General features: G+C 65.6%; 16 protein-coding genes. 5 read left to right on the forward strand and 11 right to left on the reverse strand.

Annotated elements, in window-relative coordinates; all coding sequences use genetic code 11:
- Positions 1–2: 2 nt before the first annotated feature.
- The 6 genes from Q0319_RS11470 to Q0319_RS11495 all read right to left on the reverse strand — a co-directional run bounded on the left by Q0319_RS11470 (position 3) and on the right by Q0319_RS11495 (position 6,353).
- Positions 3–1,229 carry an amidohydrolase family protein gene (locus tag Q0319_RS11470; RefSeq protein WP_299452636.1) on the reverse strand — a complete coding sequence of 409 codons (1,227 nt, stop codon included), beginning with the start codon at positions 1,227–1,229 and terminating at the stop codon, positions 3–5.
- Complete coding sequence (locus tag Q0319_RS11475; protein ID WP_296463689.1) at positions 1,226–2,260, reverse strand: ABC transporter substrate-binding protein; 1,035 nt, start codon at positions 2,258–2,260, stop codon at positions 1,226–1,228. Before Q0319_RS11475 ends, Q0319_RS11470 begins: the two co-directional genes overlap by 4 nt.
- 286 nt (positions 2,261–2,546) lie before the next feature.
- On the reverse strand, positions 2,547–3,011 hold the full coding sequence (locus Q0319_RS11480) for a hypothetical protein (RefSeq protein ID WP_296463688.1): 465 nt from the start codon (positions 3,009–3,011) through the stop codon (positions 2,547–2,549).
- Positions 3,012–3,543: 532 nt separating this feature from the next.
- Complete coding sequence (locus Q0319_RS11485; RefSeq protein ID WP_296463686.1) at positions 3,544–4,680, reverse strand: deoxyguanosinetriphosphate triphosphohydrolase; 1,137 nt, start codon at positions 4,678–4,680, stop codon at positions 3,544–3,546.
- A 33-nt stretch (positions 4,681–4,713) separates the two neighbouring features.
- Positions 4,714–5,823: a 3-dehydroquinate synthase gene (gene aroB / locus Q0319_RS11490; protein WP_299452642.1), complete on the reverse strand. Its 1,110-nt coding sequence runs from the start codon at positions 5,821–5,823 to the stop codon at positions 4,714–4,716.
- Positions 5,820–6,353, reverse strand: coding sequence for a shikimate kinase (locus Q0319_RS11495; protein ID WP_299452705.1), 534 nt, complete (start codon positions 6,351–6,353; stop codon positions 5,820–5,822). The genes aroB and Q0319_RS11495 overlap by 4 nt, the downstream gene beginning before the upstream one ends.
- 283 nt (positions 6,354–6,636) lie before the next feature.
- On the opposite strand from Q0319_RS11495, the gene Q0319_RS11500 reads away from it, so the two are divergent.
- Positions 6,637–9,003 carry a penicillin-binding protein 1A gene (locus Q0319_RS11500; RefSeq protein WP_296463682.1) on the forward strand — a complete coding sequence of 789 codons (2,367 nt, stop codon included), beginning with the start codon at positions 6,637–6,639 and terminating at the stop codon, positions 9,001–9,003.
- A 38-nt stretch (positions 9,004–9,041) separates the two neighbouring features.
- On the opposite strand, the gene cyaY is transcribed toward Q0319_RS11500, so the two are convergent.
- Positions 9,042–9,383: an iron donor protein CyaY gene (gene cyaY, locus Q0319_RS11505; RefSeq protein ID WP_296463680.1), complete on the reverse strand. Its 342-nt coding sequence runs from the start codon at positions 9,381–9,383 to the stop codon at positions 9,042–9,044.
- Positions 9,384–9,447: 64 nt separating this feature from the next.
- Between cyaY and Q0319_RS11510 the strand changes: the two genes are divergently transcribed.
- The 4 genes from Q0319_RS11510 to Q0319_RS11525 all read left to right on the forward strand — a co-directional run bounded on the left by Q0319_RS11510 (position 9,448) and on the right by Q0319_RS11525 (position 12,917).
- Entirely contained in the window at positions 9,448–9,717 is a 270-nt protein-coding gene (locus tag Q0319_RS11510) for a lipoprotein (protein ID WP_296463678.1), read from the forward strand.
- Positions 9,714–11,006 (forward strand): diaminopimelate decarboxylase, encoded by a 1,293-nt coding sequence (lysA, locus tag Q0319_RS11515; RefSeq protein ID WP_299452647.1) that lies wholly within the window; start codon positions 9,714–9,716, stop codon positions 11,004–11,006. Before Q0319_RS11510 ends, lysA begins: the two co-directional genes overlap by 4 nt.
- Positions 11,007–11,041: 35 nt before the next feature.
- Positions 11,042–12,040: a tripartite tricarboxylate transporter substrate-binding protein gene (locus Q0319_RS11520; protein WP_296468092.1), complete on the forward strand. Its 999-nt coding sequence runs from the start codon at positions 11,042–11,044 to the stop codon at positions 12,038–12,040.
- Positions 12,041–12,215: 175 nt separating this feature from the next.
- Positions 12,216–12,917, forward strand: a complete 702-nt coding sequence (locus tag Q0319_RS11525; RefSeq protein ID WP_296468091.1) for a TetR/AcrR family transcriptional regulator — start codon at positions 12,216–12,218, stop codon at positions 12,915–12,917.
- Positions 12,918–12,964: 47 nt separating this feature from the next.
- Here the strand turns inward: Q0319_RS11525 and Q0319_RS11530 are convergent, their stop codons facing one another.
- From Q0319_RS11530 to Q0319_RS11545, 4 genes are read right to left on the reverse strand one after another with little or no spacing between them, the layout of a single operon-like run.
- The gene (locus Q0319_RS11530; protein ID WP_299452652.1) at positions 12,965–13,591 is read right to left on the reverse strand and encodes an isochorismatase family protein; all 627 of its coding nucleotides are present in this window, start codon (positions 13,589–13,591) and stop codon (positions 12,965–12,967) included.
- Positions 13,588–14,649 (reverse strand): 2,5-dihydroxypyridine 5,6-dioxygenase, encoded by a 1,062-nt coding sequence (locus tag Q0319_RS11535; protein ID WP_296468089.1) that lies wholly within the window; start codon positions 14,647–14,649, stop codon positions 13,588–13,590. Before Q0319_RS11535 ends, Q0319_RS11530 begins: the two co-directional genes overlap by 4 nt.
- Positions 14,650–14,662: 13 nt before the next feature.
- A complete protein-coding gene (locus Q0319_RS11540; protein WP_299452654.1) occupies positions 14,663–15,469 on the reverse strand; it encodes an alpha/beta hydrolase in 807 nt (268 codons plus the stop codon).
- Between the two features lie 10 nt (positions 15,470–15,479).
- Complete coding sequence (locus Q0319_RS11545; protein WP_296468086.1) at positions 15,480–16,232, reverse strand: Asp/Glu racemase; 753 nt, start codon at positions 16,230–16,232, stop codon at positions 15,480–15,482.
- Positions 16,233–16,237 lie beyond the last annotated feature (5 nt).

The following is a 16,237-nucleotide window of genomic DNA, read 5'->3' on the forward strand; positions in this document are numbered from 1 at the left end:
CGTCAGGAAACGCGCAAAGGTCCCGCCACCTGCACGCCCCGCTTGAATACGGCAAGCCGGGCGGCCTGCCGCAATATCGCGTCCGGGGCAGAAGTTGCGTCCAGCAGCACCAGGTCTGCCCGGCAGCCCGGCTCGAGCCCGTAGTCGGCAAGACGTAGCATGCGCGCCGCGTTGTCGGTCATGGTGCGCCAGATCCGCTCCAGCCCCGCGTTGTGCAGCTGGTTCGTGATCTGGGCGAGCAGCAGCATGGCCTTGAGCGGATCGGCGTCGCCATAGCGCACGAAGGGATCGCGCAGGTTATCGGTGCCGCAGGCGACGTTGACGCCCGCCTCCATCAGCTCCAGCACCCGGGTCAGGCGGATGCGGGTGGGCAGCACGCAGACGTTCACTCCAGCGCGGCGGACTGCGTCGATGGCATCGGCCGCCTCGGCATCGCTCACCATCGCCAACGAAGCGATATGTGAGACCGAAACCCGGCCTTGCCATCCCTGCTCCACGGTCTTGCGCGCCACATACGGCAGGGTGAAAGACTCTGGCGTATCCCAATTATCGAGGTGATAGTCGATGTCACAGTCGTAGCGCGCAGCAAGCGCGAAGCTCTCGTCGACCTGCCGTTCGGGATCGGAAGGCCACAGCGCACGGTTGACGTTTCCGCCCACGATGCGCACGCCGGCCTGCAGTGCCTGCTCGATATAGGGCGCCGCGCCGTCTTCCATGGTGCCTTCGGTCTCGAACCAGCCTTCCTGCGGAAAGGCGATGAGCTGGACATCCACTTTTCCAGCCATCGCGCGCGCGGCGGCCTGCACGCCCGCCACCGCCCGCAAGCCGACGTAGCGGTCCGCCTCGCAGTGCGTGCGCGCCACCGTCGTGCCGTGCGCCAGCCCCCATTGCAGCGAGGTCTCCGCGCGTGTTGCGACATCTTCCTCGGTGAACGCAGACTTCAAGCGGCGCACGGCACGTATCGCCGCCTCCAGGTTGGACGCGGCCACCGCATCGCTTACCCTGTCGCCGGTGAGCGCCTTGTCGACATGGACGTGAGGATCGACGAAAGCCGGCGACAACAAGCGGCCGCCGGCATCCCAGGCGCCGGCATGGCCGCCGCCCTCGCCCTCCGGGCTGATCTCGCTGATGCATCCGGCCTCCACCGTCACGCGCCAGCGACCTTCGCGCCCGGGCAGGGATGCATTGCGGATGCTCCAGGCATCCCGTGGCTCAGGTGCGCTCGTCATAGCGGCAGCTTGACCGTGCGGTCGGCCTTGGGCGGCAGGAAGCGGCGGTTGAAGACTTCCTCCGACGCTGGCTTGCGAGGCAGGCCATAGCTATCGGCGATCTGGTCGATGGCGCGCGCCATGCGTTCGTCGCGGATGTCGCCCAGGCCAATTTCCGCCACCTCGGGCGTTAGGACCGAATGCTTCAGGACGTACAGCATGCGGCGCTTCTCGATGCTTTTGTCGATCAGCGGCTCATTGCGCGCCAGGTTGTCGATGCAGGCGTCCGCCGCGGCGATGCAGTCCTTCAGCGCACGGTTCACGGCCCGGACCAGGCCTTCTACGGCGCCCGGTTGCTCTGCGAGCAGCTTGGAGGAAACGAGCAAGCCGTTGCTGTACAAATCAAGGCCGTTGTCGTTGTAGAAGATCCAGCGTATGTCTTTGTCCGGATCGACTTGCTGTGCGACCAAGTTCATATAGCTGGTCGCCGCGAACACCGCAGAAGCATCGACCTGGCCGCGCAGCAGCATTTGCTCCTGCAGGTTGGGCGCCATATTCGTCCACTTGACCTTGCTTTCGTCTATGCCGTTGCGCTTGGCAAGCGCGGAGAACACTTTCAGCGCCGCTGCGCCTGCGGGCGAGCCCAAGGTCTTGCCTTCGACGTCCTTGAGCGTCTTGATCGGTCCGTTGGCCTTGGTGATCAATGCGAACGGCGCCTGGTTGTACAGCATGTAGACCATGACGGGCGCCTCGCCCGGCTTGGACGCGGCATTCTGGATAATCGCATTCACGTCTCCCACGCCCGCGTGATAGCCGCCCGACATGACACGCGTGACGGCCGCGGCGGAACCGTCGCCTTGGTCTATCGTCACGTCCAGGTTGGCTTCCTTGAAATAGCCCTTGTCCTTGGCCCAATAGAACCAGGCGTGCACGCCTTGGATCTTCCAGTCCAGCATGAACTTGATCTTGGTGGGAGCTTGGGCGGCGGCCGGCAGAGCGCACGCGAGCGCGAGCAGACCGGCCCCTACGGTAAACCAGCGAGACATCAGCATGGATCGGTTCCTTCAATGGGTTGCGCCCCGGAAGACATGCTTGCCCGCTCAGTGGAGCGGCAGGATGCCCTCACTTGGTGCGTGCGGCGTCCTGTTCCCGGGCCATGCGCCGATCCATGCACGCCCCATGCCAGGCTGCGCGCACAAGCCCTGCTTTTTTGCGGAAATCCCGTTGCCGTTCCGGCAACGGATGCCAGGCCTGCCTAACCAGGGGGCACAGCGCGTGGCTGCGCCGACGGCGGGCGACGTGTCCGCCGGGACGCCGGCTGGAGCACCCGGCCGGCAGTCATGCCGCGAGGGTGAACAGCACCGCGCGCATCCTCGTTCCAACGCCTGTGAACAGGTGCGGCGACAACGGCAGCCACACGCCGCCGCGCGCTTCGACCAAGGGCCGCAGAATGCGGCCCTGGCTTGCGCCGTCGGCGCAAATACCGACGAGGCGACCGCCGGGCTCGAGAAAGCCCAGGGCGTGCAGGATATGCGGGACATCAGCGCCATGGGCGAGCGGAGGATGGATGAGAATGCGGGGAAAGCGCCCGACGCGCGCCGGGGTCAACCCGAGGAAATCGCCGTGATGCACTTCATCGGCCAAGCGCTCACGCAGATCTGCCGCCATGGCGTGATTGACCTCCACCGCCGCGTAAGTAAGGCTCAAGCCGAACTTCCGACGCGCTGCGCGCAGCAACGAGCCCGTGCCCGCGCTGGGATCCAAGATCCGCTGGCCGGGCTCGATGCCGGCCAGTTCGACCATCTCGTCGGCGAGCGCATCCGGCGTCTGGAAAAAATCGGCCGAACTGGCGCCTTGGGGGAGCCGGTTCGCCGGCCCGCATGGCCGGCCAGCGGGCCTTCGCCCTACCGGGACGCTATGCAGCGTCGTCAGGCGCTCCGCCCCGGATGAAACCGCCGCCCATAGCGTGCTCCGAGCCAAGTGAGGAAAGGCATGGAGCGGAAGGGGATGGGGGCCGGGCCCTTCGGCCTGGGGCTCCTCCGGTTTGCGTCCCGCCGGCGCCGGCCTGGGAGCGAGGAAGACCGATATCGGGTCAGAGAAAATCACGTGCAACCTGATGATCGATGATGCCGGCGCACGCGACCCAACGTCCTCCCGCCCGTAGCCGGGAACGTCGCAACCATGCGCCCGCATCGTTGCGGCAAAGACTTGTCAAGTTCCGGTATTGTGCCGCGGTTCACCTAACAGCGCGCTGAATGAATTCTGGTGCGGCACGCCCGATACGCAGGGCGCTGGCGGACGCACGCGGCAATAAGACGAAGGACGGAATCATCCGCTATTCATCGTTCACCAAGAACAGGCGCCTGTGCTCCTTGATGGCGTAGCGGTCCGTCATTCCGGCGATGTAGTCGGCGATCGCGCGGGCCTGGTCCACGCTGGCGCGCGATTGGTATTGCGGGGGCAGCAAGCGCGGATCGTCGAGAAAAGCCTTGAACAGGTCGCGCAAGATGCGCTTGGCCTTGGTGGTCATGCGCAGCACGCGATAGTGCCGGTAAAGGTTGTCGCGAAGGAACTGCTTGAGTTCGTCGGCTTCGGCCCGGATCTCGGCGCTGAACCCCACCAGTGGCGGCGCCTGCCGCACGTCGTCGATGGAGGCAGGCTTGTGTTCCGCGATGCGCGCAGCGGTGGTCTCGGTCAGGTCGATGATCAAGGTGTTGATCATGCGCCGCACGGTTTCGGTGATCGCCCGTCGCTCTGCCAGCCCCGGATAACGCGCCACCACCTCAGCATAATGGCGATCGAAAATCTTCACCTGCCGCATTTGCTCGAGCGTGATGAGCCCCGAGCGCAAGCCGTCGTCGATGTCGTGGTTGTTGTAGGCGATCTCGTCCGACAGATTGGTGAGCTGCGCTTCGAGCGAGGGCTGGGTGCGATTCAGGAACCGTTCGCCTACGTCGCCCAGCTGGGCAGCCCGGCTCAGCGAGCAGTGCTTCAGGATGCCCTCGCGCGTCTCGAAACACAGGTTCAGCCCGTTGAAATCCCCGTAGCGCTCCTCCAGCTCGTCCACGACCCGCAGGCTCTGCAGGTTGTGCTCGAAACCGCCCGAACCAGGCGCGAACTCCCGCATGCATGCGTTGAGCTCGTCCTGCCCGGCATGGCCGAAAGGCGTGTGGCCGAGGTCATGAGCCAGGGAAATGGCTTCGACGAGGTCCTCGTTCAGGCCCAGATTGCGGGCCACGGAGCGGGCGATTTGCGCGACCTCGAGGCTGTGGGTGAGCCGCGTCCGGAATAAGTCGCCCTCGTGGTTCACGAACACCTGCGTCTTGTATTCCAGGCGCCGGAAGGCGTTGGAGTGAATGATGCGGTCGCGGTCGCGCTGGAACTCGGTGCGCCCTTGCGGCGAAGGTTCGGGATGGCGCCGGCCGCGCGTGGCGGCCGGGTCGGCGGCATACGGAGCGAGGACTTGCGGCATGGACGTAAGGGCTCCTCCGAAAGAAGAAATGGGTCAGGCGAGAATGCTTGGCTGCTCGCCTGCCGTTTTGGCGACCGTCCGGTCCAACACCTGCCTGACCAGGGCTGCCTCGACCGGCATGCGGACCGCTTCGCCCAGCCTCGGCAACAAGATGTACCGGATCTGGCCCGCCTCGGTTTTCTTGTCGCCCTGCATCAGGTCGAACCAGCGCTCCGTCCCGAGGTCGGGCGCATAGGCCGGGCAGCCGATGGCAAGCACCAGGGCGCGGATGCGCTCGGCGTCGGCTTGCGGCAACCCGGCAGCCAGCACCGACAGCTCGGCCGCCTGCACCATGCCGCAGCCCACGGCCTCGCCGTGCAGCCATGCGCCGTAGCCCAGCCCGGCCTCGATGGCGTGGCCGAACGTATGGCCGAAGTTCAAGATGGCGCGCAGCCCTGTTTCGCGCTCGTCCTGCGAAACGACGAAGGCCTTCAGTTCGCACGAACGCGCGATGGCTACGGACATCGCCTCCGGCTCCAGCGCGCGCAAGTCCCGCGCATGCGCCTCGCACCACGCGAAAAAGTCCGCGTCCAGGATGGCACCGTATTTGATGACCTCCGCCAGGCCGGCCGACACCTCCCGCGCCGGCAGCGTGCCCAGCACGTCGGTGTCGATCTCTACCGCGATGGGCTGATAGAAGGCGCCGATCATGTTCTTGCCGATGGGGTGGTTGACGGCCGTCTTGCCGCCCACGGAGGAATCCACCTGCGACAACAGCGTGGTCGGCACCTGGATGAAACGAATGCCACGCATGTAGACCGCCGCGGCAAAACCGGCGATATCTCCCACCACGCCGCCGCCGAGCGCCACGATCACGGCCTTGCGGTCGCAGTGGCGGGCGAGCATGGCGTCGAAGATCCGATTCAGCGTCTGCCAGTCTTTGTATTGCTCGCCGTCGGGCAATTCGATGCGCAGCACCGGCCGCCCGGAGGCTGCGAGCGCCTGCTCGGCACGTTCGGCGTAGAGCGCGGCAATGGTGGGATTGGTCACCAAGACCAGCGTGGTGGCGTCGGCCGGAACGGCCTCGGCCAGGCGATCGAGACGTCCCGGGGCGATCCGTATGGGATAGCTCCCGCCCGGCGTCTCGACACGGACTTCTTTCATAGACACTCCAGCGGCGGCAATTCTGCGGGGTGGCGCACCTGCTTGTTGCATGAGGCCAGCAAGGGCAGGATGCGGTTGACCAGCTTCGGCACGGACCCCCTGCCCGTATCGATGATCAGGTCGGCGATCTCTTCGTACAACGGCTCGCGCTGCCGCAACAGGGCCGTAATGCGGCCCAGCGGATCGGGCGTCTGCAACAGCGGCCGATTGCGGTCGTAGCGCGTGCGCTGGTAGAGCTCCTCGGCGCGGGCACGCAGGTACAGCACGATGCCGCGCTCCTTGAGCATGCGCCGGTTGCGCTCGGCCAGCACGGCACCCCCGCCCGTGGCGAGCACGACGCCAGGAATGCGGCTGCACTCGTCCAGGGCATGGGTTTCGCGGCGTCGGAAGCCCTCCTCGCCTTCGAGCTCGAAGATGACCGGGACGCGAACGCCGCAGCGCGCTTCGAGCACTAGGTCCACGTCCAGGAACTCGCGCGACAAGGCCCGCGCGAGCCCGCGGCCGATGGTGGTCTTGCCGGCGCCCATCATTCCGACCAAGAACACGGGCGGCACGAATGCCGGACCGGCCGGCGCCGCGGCATCTGCCGCGCAGGGGTCGAAAGAGTCCTGGTCCACGAGCGGTTGGGCCGAAGCCACGAGAGAAACAATATCCCTGCATTATCCCGCAAGAGCGGCACGAGCGGAAAATCGGCGGCCGGGGGCCGGCACACCAACTGTTACAGGAACGCGGCCGCCGCGGAGCTGTCTACAAGCCGATTCGTGTCGATATTCCTATAATGGGTCTCGTCCTCGCACGAGAAACAGCTTCCTCATGTCCCGTATTCTCCTCAAGGTCGTCGGCGTCTTCGTCGGTCTGGCCATCTGCGGCGCCCTGCTGGTGAGCTTGGCCCTCGCCCTGGCCTATCCGAACCTGCCCGACCTGGACGCCCTCACCGATTACCATCCCAAGATGCCCCTGCGCGTCTACACCGCCGACAACACCCTGATCGGCGAATTTGGTGAAGAGCGTCGCAACGTCGTGCGCATCCGGGAGGTCCCGGACGTCTTGAAATCGGCAATTTTGTCCGCAGAAGACGACAGTTTCTACCAACATGGCGGCATAGACTGGACCGGCGTCATACGCGCCGCACTCACCAACCTGGTCAATTTTTCCAAGAGCCAGGGCGCGAGCACGATCACGATGCAGGTAGCGCGCAACTTCTACCTGTCCTCGGAAAAAACCTGGACTCGCAAGCTGTACGAAATCCTGCTCACGTTCAAGATCGAGGCCAACCTCACCAAAGACCAGATCCTCGAGCTCTACATCAACCAGATCTACCTCGGCCAGCGGGCGTACGGCTTCGCTTCGGCGGCTCGCATCTATTACGGCAAGCCCCTATCCGAGATCACCACCGCCGAAGCCGCCATGCTGGCGGGCATTCCCAAGGCCCCCTCGCGATACAACCCGGTGGTCAACCCGGCCCGGGCCAAGCTGCGCCAACAGTACGTCCTGCAGCGCATGCGGAACCTTGGGTACCTGACCGAAGCGGAATATCAGGCGGCGCTCGACGAGAAACTGAAAATCCGGCACCTGGGGGGAGAATTCGGCGTACACGCTGAATACGTCGCCGAACTCGCGCGCCAGCTCGTCTACGACATCTACAAGGAAGAAACCTACACCCGTGGGCTGAACGTCTACACGACGGTCGACCGTGACATGCAGGAAGCCGCCTACCAGGCGCTGCGCGAAGGCGTGCTCGACTATGAGCGGCGGCACGGCTACCGCGGCCCGGAAGGTTTCGTCGACTTGCCTGCCGGCATCGAGAACGACGCGGCCAAGCTGAACGAGGCCGTCGATGACGCGCTCGACGGCTACCCCGACAGCGACAACCTCCTGTCCGCCGTGGTGCTATCTGCCGATCCAAAGCTGGTGCGCGTAGCGCGCAGCTCGGGAGAAATCATCGACATCTCCGGCAAAGGCCTCCGTTTCGTCCAATCGGCCCTCTCGCCGAAAGCCCAGCCCAACGTGCGGCTGCGCCGCGGTGCCATCGTCCGCATCATCAAGACCGGCAATGAATGGGAAATCCTGCAATTGCCGCAGGTACAGGCGGCTTTCGTGTCGACCGACCCGCAGAACGGGGCGATACGCGCCATGGTGGGGGGCTTCGATTTCTATAACGGCAAGTTCAACCGCGTCACCCAGGCTTGGCGCCAGCCCGGCTCCAGCTTCAAGCCGTTCATCTACGCCGCGGCGCTCGAGCGCGGCCTCACGCCGGCAACCCTCATCTCCGACGATCCCTTCGTGCTGGAGGCTTCGGCCACCGGTTCGCAGCGTTGGGAGCCGAAGAACTACGACGGCAAGAACGACCCGCCGATGACCATGCGCCAGGGCCTGGCGAAATCCAAGAACATGGTGTCGATCCGCGTACTGCAGAGCATCGGGCCGCAATACGCACAGGACTACATCACCCGCTTCGGCTTCGACGCCGCGCGCCATCCGGCCTATCTCACCATGGCCCTGGGCGCCGGCTCGGTCACGCCTTTGCAGATGGCCGGCGCCTACTCGGTGTTCGCCAACGGCGGATACCGCGTCACGCCCTACCTGATCGAGAAAGTCACCGACAGCACCGGCCGCGTGCTGATGCAGGCCCGCCCGACCAAGGCCGGCGACCCGTCGCTGCGCGCGATCGATGCACGCACGGCCTTCATCGCCGACTCCATGCTGCGCGACGTGGTGCGCACGGGCACGGCCCGCGCCGCGCTCGCGCTCAAGCGCAAGGACGTGGGCGGCAAGACCGGTACGACCAACAACTCCGTGGACGCCTGGTTCGCCGGTTACACGCCCGGCCTGGTTGGCGTCGCCTGGCTCGGCTATGACCAGCCGCGCTCGCTGGGCACGCGCGAAACGGGCGGCGGGGCGGCCATGCCCATCTGGCTCAAGTTCATGCAACGCGCGCTCAAGAACATTCCGGAGCGCGAACAGCCGATGCCTCCGGGCATCATCGTGGAGAACGGCGACTATTACTTCGCCGAATTCCCGCCCGGCCAAGCCGTCGCCAGCGTAGGCCTGCCACCCCCGTCCGCCGATCCGATGTCGCGGCTCATCGACAGCCTGGGCAACCTGATCAACGGTGGAGACAACGGCGGGGCACGCGGCTCGGGTGGCGGCGGCACGCGGCAGGACTCGTATCTGCCGTAGGCGGGAGCGGGGGACCAGCGCCCAGACTGCCAGCCCTGTTACCGCACCGGCAGAGGCTCGACGACGATCTGCGTCCCCGACTGCTCGGAGCAAATCCGTGACAACGCTTCCGCCAGCTCCTCCCCGCTGCGGGTATCCAGCCACTTGCCGTCCTTCAGGCGATAATGGAAGCCGCCGCTGCGTGCAGCAACCCACATCTCCTGCTTGGGCGCCTGGCTGTTGATCACCGCCTGGCTCCCGTCCGCAAAGGTCAGGGTCAACACATTGCCGTTGCGCGTGGCCTCGATGTCGATGTCGCGCTCTTCGAACCAGGCGTCGGCCTGCCGCTCGATGGAATCCAGGATGGCCTCGGCCAAGGCAAGAAATTCGCTTTCGTTCATAATTTCCACTATGTCCGACATGAAACTACCGCGCGCTCCGCACGCTACATGCCCAGACCCCTCGTTGGTTGCTGATACTGGCATTGTAGCCAGCGCGCACGCTTGCCCGCGCCGCACCGGCCGGCGCTGGGTCGCCGTCGCCGCGGCCGCGGCGGCCCTGGGCATGGCTAGCGGCTGCGGCATCAAGGGGCCGCTCTACCTGCCGCAGAGAGCGCCGGCCGCCACCGAACCCGCCGCGCCGCCTGCCCAGCCGGACGCGGCCAAGCCTTCCGGCAATGCCAACGACATTTCCCGGCGCAACGAATCGATTTCGCACACTCCTCTGACACAATGACCACCCCAGCTCCCCTGCCGACCCCCGTCGGCAGCCCCCACTTTGCCTACCGCGACGGCGTCCTGCATGCGGAAGGCGTGTCCGTTGCCCTTCTGGCCGAGCGGCTCGGCACGCCGCTTTATGTCTACTCCCGCGCCGCGCTGCGCGCCGCCTACGAAGCCTACCGGGAAGGCATCGGTGGGCGCGACGTGCTGGTGTGCTACGGCATGAAGGCCAATTCGAACCTGGCCGTGCTGCGGGAGTTCGCTCGCCTGGGCGCCGGCTTCGACATCGTGTCCGCCGGCGAGCTGCAGCGTGTTCTTGCCGCGGGCGGCGATCCGGGCAAAGTGGTCTTCTCGGGAGTCGGCAAACAGGCGGCAGAGATGCGGCTTGCGCTCGAGGCCCGCGTGAAGTGCTTCAACGTCGAATCGGTGCCCGAATTGCACCGCTTATCGCAAGTCGCGCATGCCATGGGCAAACGCGCGCCGGTGTCGCTGCGCGTCAATCCCGACGTAGACCCGAAGACGCATCCCTACATCTCGACCGGACTGAAAGAGAACAAATTCGGCATCGCGATCGAAGAGGCGCGCGCCGCCTATCTCACCGCGGCCTCTCTGCCCGGCATCGAAGTGGTCGGGGTCGACTGCCACATCGGCTCGCAGATCACCGAGACGGCGCCCTTCCTCGACGCGCTCGACAAGCTGCTGGACCTGCTCGATGCCCTGGCGGCCGACGGCATCCACGTCGAGCACCTCGACCTAGGCGGGGGCCTGGGCATCCGCTATGCCGACGAAACGGCGCTCGCGCCCTCGCAATTGCTCAGCCAAGTCTTCGAGCGCATCGACGCGCGTGGCTACGGCTCGCGCCAGATCGTGCTCGAGCCGGGCCGGTCCCTCGTCGGCAACGCCGGGATATTGGTGACCCAGGTGGAATACCTGAAACCCACCGCCGCCAAAAACTTCCTGATCGTCGACGCTGCCATGACCGACCTGATCCGGCCGACGCTGTATGACGCCTACCATGGCGTGCTGGCGGTCGCACCGCGCGCCGACGCGTCGACGGCTGTCTACGACGTCGTGGGCCCGGTCTGCGAAAGCGGCGACTGGCTGGCCAAGGACCGGGAGCTTGCAGTGCGCGAAGGCGACTACCTCGCCGTCGAGTCGGCCGGCGCGTACGGCATGGTCATGGCGAGCAACTACAACACGCGCCCGCGCGCGGCCGAAGTCATGGTTGACGGCGATCATTACCACGTGGTGCGCGCACGCGAAACCATCGAACACCTGTTGGCGCTGGAATCCACGCTCGGATAAGGCGTCCTTACTGATTTTCAACAAATGGGGACAACATGACTCACAAGCCATCCTCTTCGACCCGCCGCACGCTGCTCCTGGCCGCTTCGTCCGCGAGCCTGGCCGCCCTTGCGTCCTCGCCGGCCCGGGCGCAGGCCCGCAAGCCCGTGATGCGCATCGTCGTGCCGTTCGCCCCCGGCGGCGGCAACGACGTGTTCGCCCGGCAGCTCGCCCACAGCCTCAACGACATGTTCAAGAAAGACGTGATCGTCGAGAACAAGCCCGGGGCCGGAGGCAACCTGGGGACCGAATACGTCGTGCGCGCCGCGCCCGACAGCAACATCTTCCTGCTGGGGCATACCGGAACCATCTCCATCAACCCCTCGCTCTACAAGAACCTCAGGTTCAACGCATCCACCGACCTGCAGCCGGTGGCCATGTTTGCGTCTTCGGCGCTGTTGCTGGTGGTGCCGGCCTCTTCGCCCATCCAGAACGTCGCACAGCTGGCCGAAGCCCTGCAAAAGGGCGCAGACATGAGCTACGCCTCCAGCGGCTCGGGCACGGGCAATCACCTGACCGGGGAAATGTTCCTGCATGCGCTCGGTGCTCGTGCCGTGCATGCACCGTATAAGGGCACTGCGCCGGCGCTGGCGGACGTGGCAGGCGGACAAGTCCATTTCAGCTTCAGCGTCATCCCCGCGGCCATGTCGTTGGTCAAGGCCGGCAAACTGCGTGCGCTGGCCGTCACGAGCGCCAAGCGCATGAAGCTGCTGCCCGACGTGCCGACGATTGCGGAGTCCGGCGTACCGGCGCTGGCCAACTTCGAAAGCACGCTGACCTACGGCATCCTCGCCCCCAAGGGGGTGCCGCAGGAAGTCGTTTCGCAGCTCGGCGGAGAAATACTGAAGGCTGCCTCCACGCCGGAGTTCCAATCCAAGCTTGGCATAGAAGGCGCCGAGCCACTGCTGGGCGAAGCCGCCGAATATGCGCGCCGGATCGAATTGGAAAGCAAGAAGTGGGGCGACGTGATTCGCGCGTCGGGCGCCACGGCCTAACGCCGGCCGCCTCCATCCCGAGGCAAGCAGCCCACCACGACAAGCGAGGACTCGTAGGGCGCCGCCTGAGCGTGAAGCGGTCATCGCCGCGCGAACATGGGGGGCAAAGACATAGCCCCCCGCCCCGAAAAGCCTTAGGATGGAGGCTTCGCAATAAATAATTAAACAGCCGATTATGAAATTGGTCAGCGGCCGACGGGGCATCCCCGCCGCCACAACCAGGCGCAAGGCCGGCCAAAAGGGGCCAGGCAGGCCCGAAGGCCAGAGCGTCGTCAGGGACGACATTCTCGATGCAGCCGAAGTACTCTTTGCCAATCTGGGCTATGCAGGCACGACGCTACGGGAGGTAGCCGCCAAGGCCAACGTCACCCAGGCGTTGATCAACTACTACTTCGGATCGAAATTCGGATTGTTCGAGGCGGTATTCATGCGCCGCAGCCAGATCATTTCGCAGCAGCGCATCGAGAACCTGGCCCGGCTCCGGGCCAAGCCCGGCAAGCTCAAGGTACGGGACATCGTGCAGGCTTTTCTGCTGCCCACGCTGGCTTTCCGCTCAACGCCCGAAGGTCGCGCGTTCCTGCGCTTGCAGGCGCGCCTGCACACCGAGCCGCCTCAGATCTCGTACAAGCTACGCACCGACGCCTATGGAAGTTCGACGCGCATGTACGTCGATGCATTGCGCCAGGCCCTGCCGAAGCTGCCGGAACTGGATGCCTACTGGCGCGTCACGCTAATGGTGGGCACGTATTTGTACGCGTTCTCTGATACCCACCGGATGGAAGAAATGGCGCCGCCCGGGCTCTACGACCCGGACGACACCGATAGCCTCATCGACCAGGTCACCCGCTTCGTGACAGGCGGCATGCTGGCGCCGTAGTGGCGCCCGGGCCGCGCCCCGGCGGCCGTAGGTGGGCGCCTGCCGGCCTATAGCCGCCGCATCAATGCTGCGCGATCGAGCACCTCGGCGTATTTCTGCGCCATGTCGAACAGGCTCGCCTCGTGCGGGCCCAATGCGCGATCGCCGACGCAATCGGCCACCACGACGGGCCGAAAGCCCCAGCACATGGCATCGACCACGCTGGCTCGCACGCAGCCGCTGGTGACGCAGCCGGCGATCAGCAGCGTACGCACCCCCCGCTGCGTCAGCCATGGCGCGAGCGACGTGCCGAAGAAGGCCGACGGCACGTTCTTGCGCACGACCAGCTCGCCGGCCTGCGGCGCCAGCTGCGGCACGATCGCACTGGCATGCGCGTCCTCCGTCAGCCTCAGCAATCCCGGCACTTTGGCAGAAAAGACATTCGCATCGGCGCCATCGTCAGCGTAAACGATGCGGGTATGCGCGACGGGCCAGTTCCTTTCACGCGCCACGTCCAGCAGAGGTTGCGTGGCCGCGATCGCATCGGGGATATTGCCGCCCCCGAATAGCTCGGGATCGGCGAACCCGTTGACGAAGTCGACGATGAGCAGGCCAAAGGGCGGCTCGAGCTGCAGGCCCGCGCCAAAGCCCTGGCGGGCATACACCGCGACGTCGTCCCCGCGGCCGGCCGTCATGCAACCTCCGGCGTGGCCAGGCACTCGTTCAACAAGCGCCCTTCGCGCACGACCTCGCGCCCGTCGAGCGTCACGGTGCAGCCTCGCAGCGGAATGTCCATGTGGCAGGCCGTGGTCCGCGAGCCGCCCACTTCGTTATTGGGCCCCAGCGAGAACAGGAAGTTGCCCGCATAGGCGCGCGCGTCCATGCCTATCGTGGCCTCGCGATCGTACAGGCCCAGCGTCGACCAACGCGCGCGCTCCTGGGCGCCCCAGCCGATGTGCGACATGGCATAGGCTTCCGGATCGCCGAAGGAACTCATGTAGTCCTTGAGTAGCTCTGCGTCCACGCCACCGCTGATGGAGGTCACGTAGCCGTCTTTCACTTCCATCACGATGGGATCGTTCACGTACGACTTCATCGGCAGCAGGATGTCGCCACGGTCCACGACGATGCGGCCCTGGGTGGCACCCTCGTTGGGCCAGGTGAGCGCAAAGCCGCTCGGCCAGTGGTCCCACCGCCCAGGCTCGTCGACGAAGCCGTACTCCTTCATCACGGGGAATTCGCCGAGCGGGCACACCAGGTCGGTGCCTGCGGCCGAGCGCACGCGCATCTCGCGCGCTCCTTCGAGCAGGGCGGCGCATGCCAGCACGCGCTGCTTGTCCTCCTCGGTGGGCACCATCCGCAGCAGGATCTCGGGCGGCTCGACCGCCAACAAAATTTTTCCGCCGCCCTGGAGTATGTCGTGCTGCTCCGGCGAAAACAGCAGCGTCATCAGGTCGATTACCAGGTCACTGGCCTTGAGCGCCGCGATGGCCGCCCGGTTGCCGCTGAGCGGCGTGGTGCCCAGGTAGGCAAGGGAATCCCGGCTCAGCGACTTGTCGCCGTTGACCGGTGATAGATCGAGCCGGTTGGCGCGCGCGCCCATCAGGCCAACCGCGGTCATGGCACAACGCAAGGTCTGGGGATGCGTCACGCCTTCGGTGGTCAGTACGGTCACGACGTCGCCGCGCTTCAAGCGGGAGAGGGTCAAGACCCTGGTCCACGCCTGGATGAGATCGGAATCGCTGACAGCCATGGTTGCTACCTCGCTAAACGGGGGTTCCCAGGAAATTGCCGAAACCCTTGAAGAATCCTTCTTCGTCGTCCCAAGGGATCATGTGTCCCGCCTCGGGCACGACATGCACCTCCAGCTGCGGGATGAGGCCCTTGATCTCTTCGATGTCCGCAGGCTCGATGACGCCGCCTTTGCCTGCAACCATGAGCAAGGTGGGAACCTTGATCGAAGGCAAGTCGGCATGCATGTCTTGCGTGCCGAAGGCGTGATACGCGCACACCACCGCCTCTTCGTCGCAGGTATGCAGCCACTCGGCGCGAAGCCGCAATTGTGCTTCGGTCCAGGTCGGCGAGAAGGGCTTGAGCTTTTCCCATCCATTGCCCTCGCTCATGAGGCGGATGGAATCCACATACCAGTCGATCTTGGCCGGATAGGGACGCCGCCCCGGCCCAGAGACCGGCGGATCGACCATCACCAGCCGCGCCAACCCTTCGGCATGATGGGCGGCCACGATGGCGCCAATGCGCGCCCCCATGGAATGCCCGACCAAGAAGTAGTCTTGCAGCCCGAGGGCTTGCGCAAACGCCCCCACGTCGGCCGCGCACGCTTCCAGGCTGTAGTCCATGCCCGGCGCGGTTTCCGACAGGCCCCGGCCCCTGACGTCCAGCACATAGGTGTCGAACTGCCGCCCCAGCCTCTCGGCCACAAAGGCCCACGTTACCGCCGGGCTGGTGATGCCGGGCACCAGCACGAGCGGCCGCCCCTTGCCCCCGAAACGCAGGTAATGCTGCCGGATTCCATTGGCGCGCACATTGGCGCCATAAAGATACGTACTGCTCATGCGCACCTCCTTAATATGCGCCCGACAAGAGTGCGCCGGCCCCGGGCACGATCCGCTCCAACCCCAGCGCCTTGAGCATCGCGTAGGTCGTGGCGACCGATGCCGTCACGACGGGCTTGCCCGCCCGGGCTTCGACTCGCGCAATCACGGGCAGCGAAGGCATTTGCACGCAGGCCGACAGCACGATGGCATCGACGCCGGAAGTGTCCATCGATGCGACGATCCCGGGCAGCCGGGAGGGATCATGCCTGCCCACCTCCAGGTTGTCGGGAATTTCGAGCGCACGCCATTGCACGACTTCGATGCCTTCGTTCTCGATGTAGCCGATCACCAGCTTGGTCAGCGGCACCATGTACGGCGCCACCAAGGCGATGCGCCGGGCTCCTAGCACACGCAACCCATCGACGAGCGCGCCCGCACTCGTGACCACCGGCGCCTCGCCTCCGTTCTCGCGCGTGCACCGGCGCAAGCGCGCCTCGGACTCCCGGTGGTAGCCATTACCCATGGCCATGATGGCCACCAGGCACGCATAGCCCAGCACGTCGACGCGGGCATCGCTCAGCTCCAGCGCGCAGCGATCGGACTCGGCGTCCATGGCGGCCAGCTCTTCCTTGGTCACGTGCTTCATGCGCATGCGTGCCGAATGGAAAGTGAACCGTTCGGGCCGGACCTGCTCACGCAGTCGGAGCATGGCCGGAATCTCGGTTTCCATCGTCGTATTCGAGCTCGGGACGATTTGGCCGATGCGGTAGTTCGTTTTCATGTCAG

Origin of the sequence: uncultured Pigmentiphaga sp. (assembly GCF_937950555.1) — a bacterium.
Taxonomy (GTDB): domain Bacteria; phylum Pseudomonadota; class Gammaproteobacteria; order Burkholderiales; family Burkholderiaceae_B; genus Pigmentiphaga.

Bases quoted from the DNA above. Each gene is read 5' to 3' on its own strand.
- Q0319_RS11500 (WP_296463682.1), top strand. From the start codon at position 6,637: ATGTCCCGTATTCTCCTCAAGGTCGTCGGCGTCTTCGTCGGTCTGGCC.
- Q0319_RS11480 (WP_296463688.1), bottom strand. From the start codon at position 3,011: ATGGTCGAACTGGCCGGCATCGAGCCCGGCCAGCGGATCTTGGATCCC.
- Q0319_RS11545 (WP_296468086.1), bottom strand. From the start codon at position 16,232: ATGAAAACGAACTACCGCATCGGCCAAATCGTCCCGAGCTCGAATACG.
- Q0319_RS11520 (WP_296468092.1), top strand. From the start codon at position 11,042: ATGACTCACAAGCCATCCTCTTCGACCCGCCGCACGCTGCTCCTGGCC.
- Q0319_RS11540 (WP_299452654.1), bottom strand. From the start codon at position 15,469: ATGAGCAGTACGTATCTTTATGGCGCCAATGTGCGCGCCAATGGAATC.
- Q0319_RS11530 (WP_299452652.1), bottom strand. From the start codon at position 13,591: ATGACGGCCGGCCGCGGGGACGACGTCGCGGTGTATGCCCGCCAGGGC.
- Q0319_RS11535 (WP_296468089.1), bottom strand. From the start codon at position 14,649: ATGGCTGTCAGCGATTCCGATCTCATCCAGGCGTGGACCAGGGTCTTG.
- lysA (WP_299452647.1), top strand. From the start codon at position 9,714: ATGACCACCCCAGCTCCCCTGCCGACCCCCGTCGGCAGCCCCCACTTT.
- aroB (WP_299452642.1), bottom strand. From the start codon at position 5,823: ATGAAAGAAGTCCGTGTCGAGACGCCGGGCGGGAGCTATCCCATACGG.
- Q0319_RS11470 (WP_299452636.1), bottom strand. From the start codon at position 1,229: ATGACGAGCGCACCTGAGCCACGGGATGCCTGGAGCATCCGCAATGCA.
- Q0319_RS11485 (WP_296463686.1), bottom strand. From the start codon at position 4,680: ATGCCGCAAGTCCTCGCTCCGTATGCCGCCGACCCGGCCGCCACGCGC.
- cyaY (WP_296463680.1), bottom strand. From the start codon at position 9,383: ATGAACGAAAGCGAATTTCTTGCCTTGGCCGAGGCCATCCTGGATTCC.
- Q0319_RS11475 (WP_296463689.1), bottom strand. From the start codon at position 2,260: ATGCTGATGTCTCGCTGGTTTACCGTAGGGGCCGGTCTGCTCGCGCTC.
- Q0319_RS11495 (WP_299452705.1), bottom strand. From the start codon at position 6,353: ATGATGGGCGCCGGCAAGACCACCATCGGCCGCGGGCTCGCGCGGGCC.
- Q0319_RS11525 (WP_296468091.1), top strand. From the start codon at position 12,216: ATGAAATTGGTCAGCGGCCGACGGGGCATCCCCGCCGCCACAACCAGG.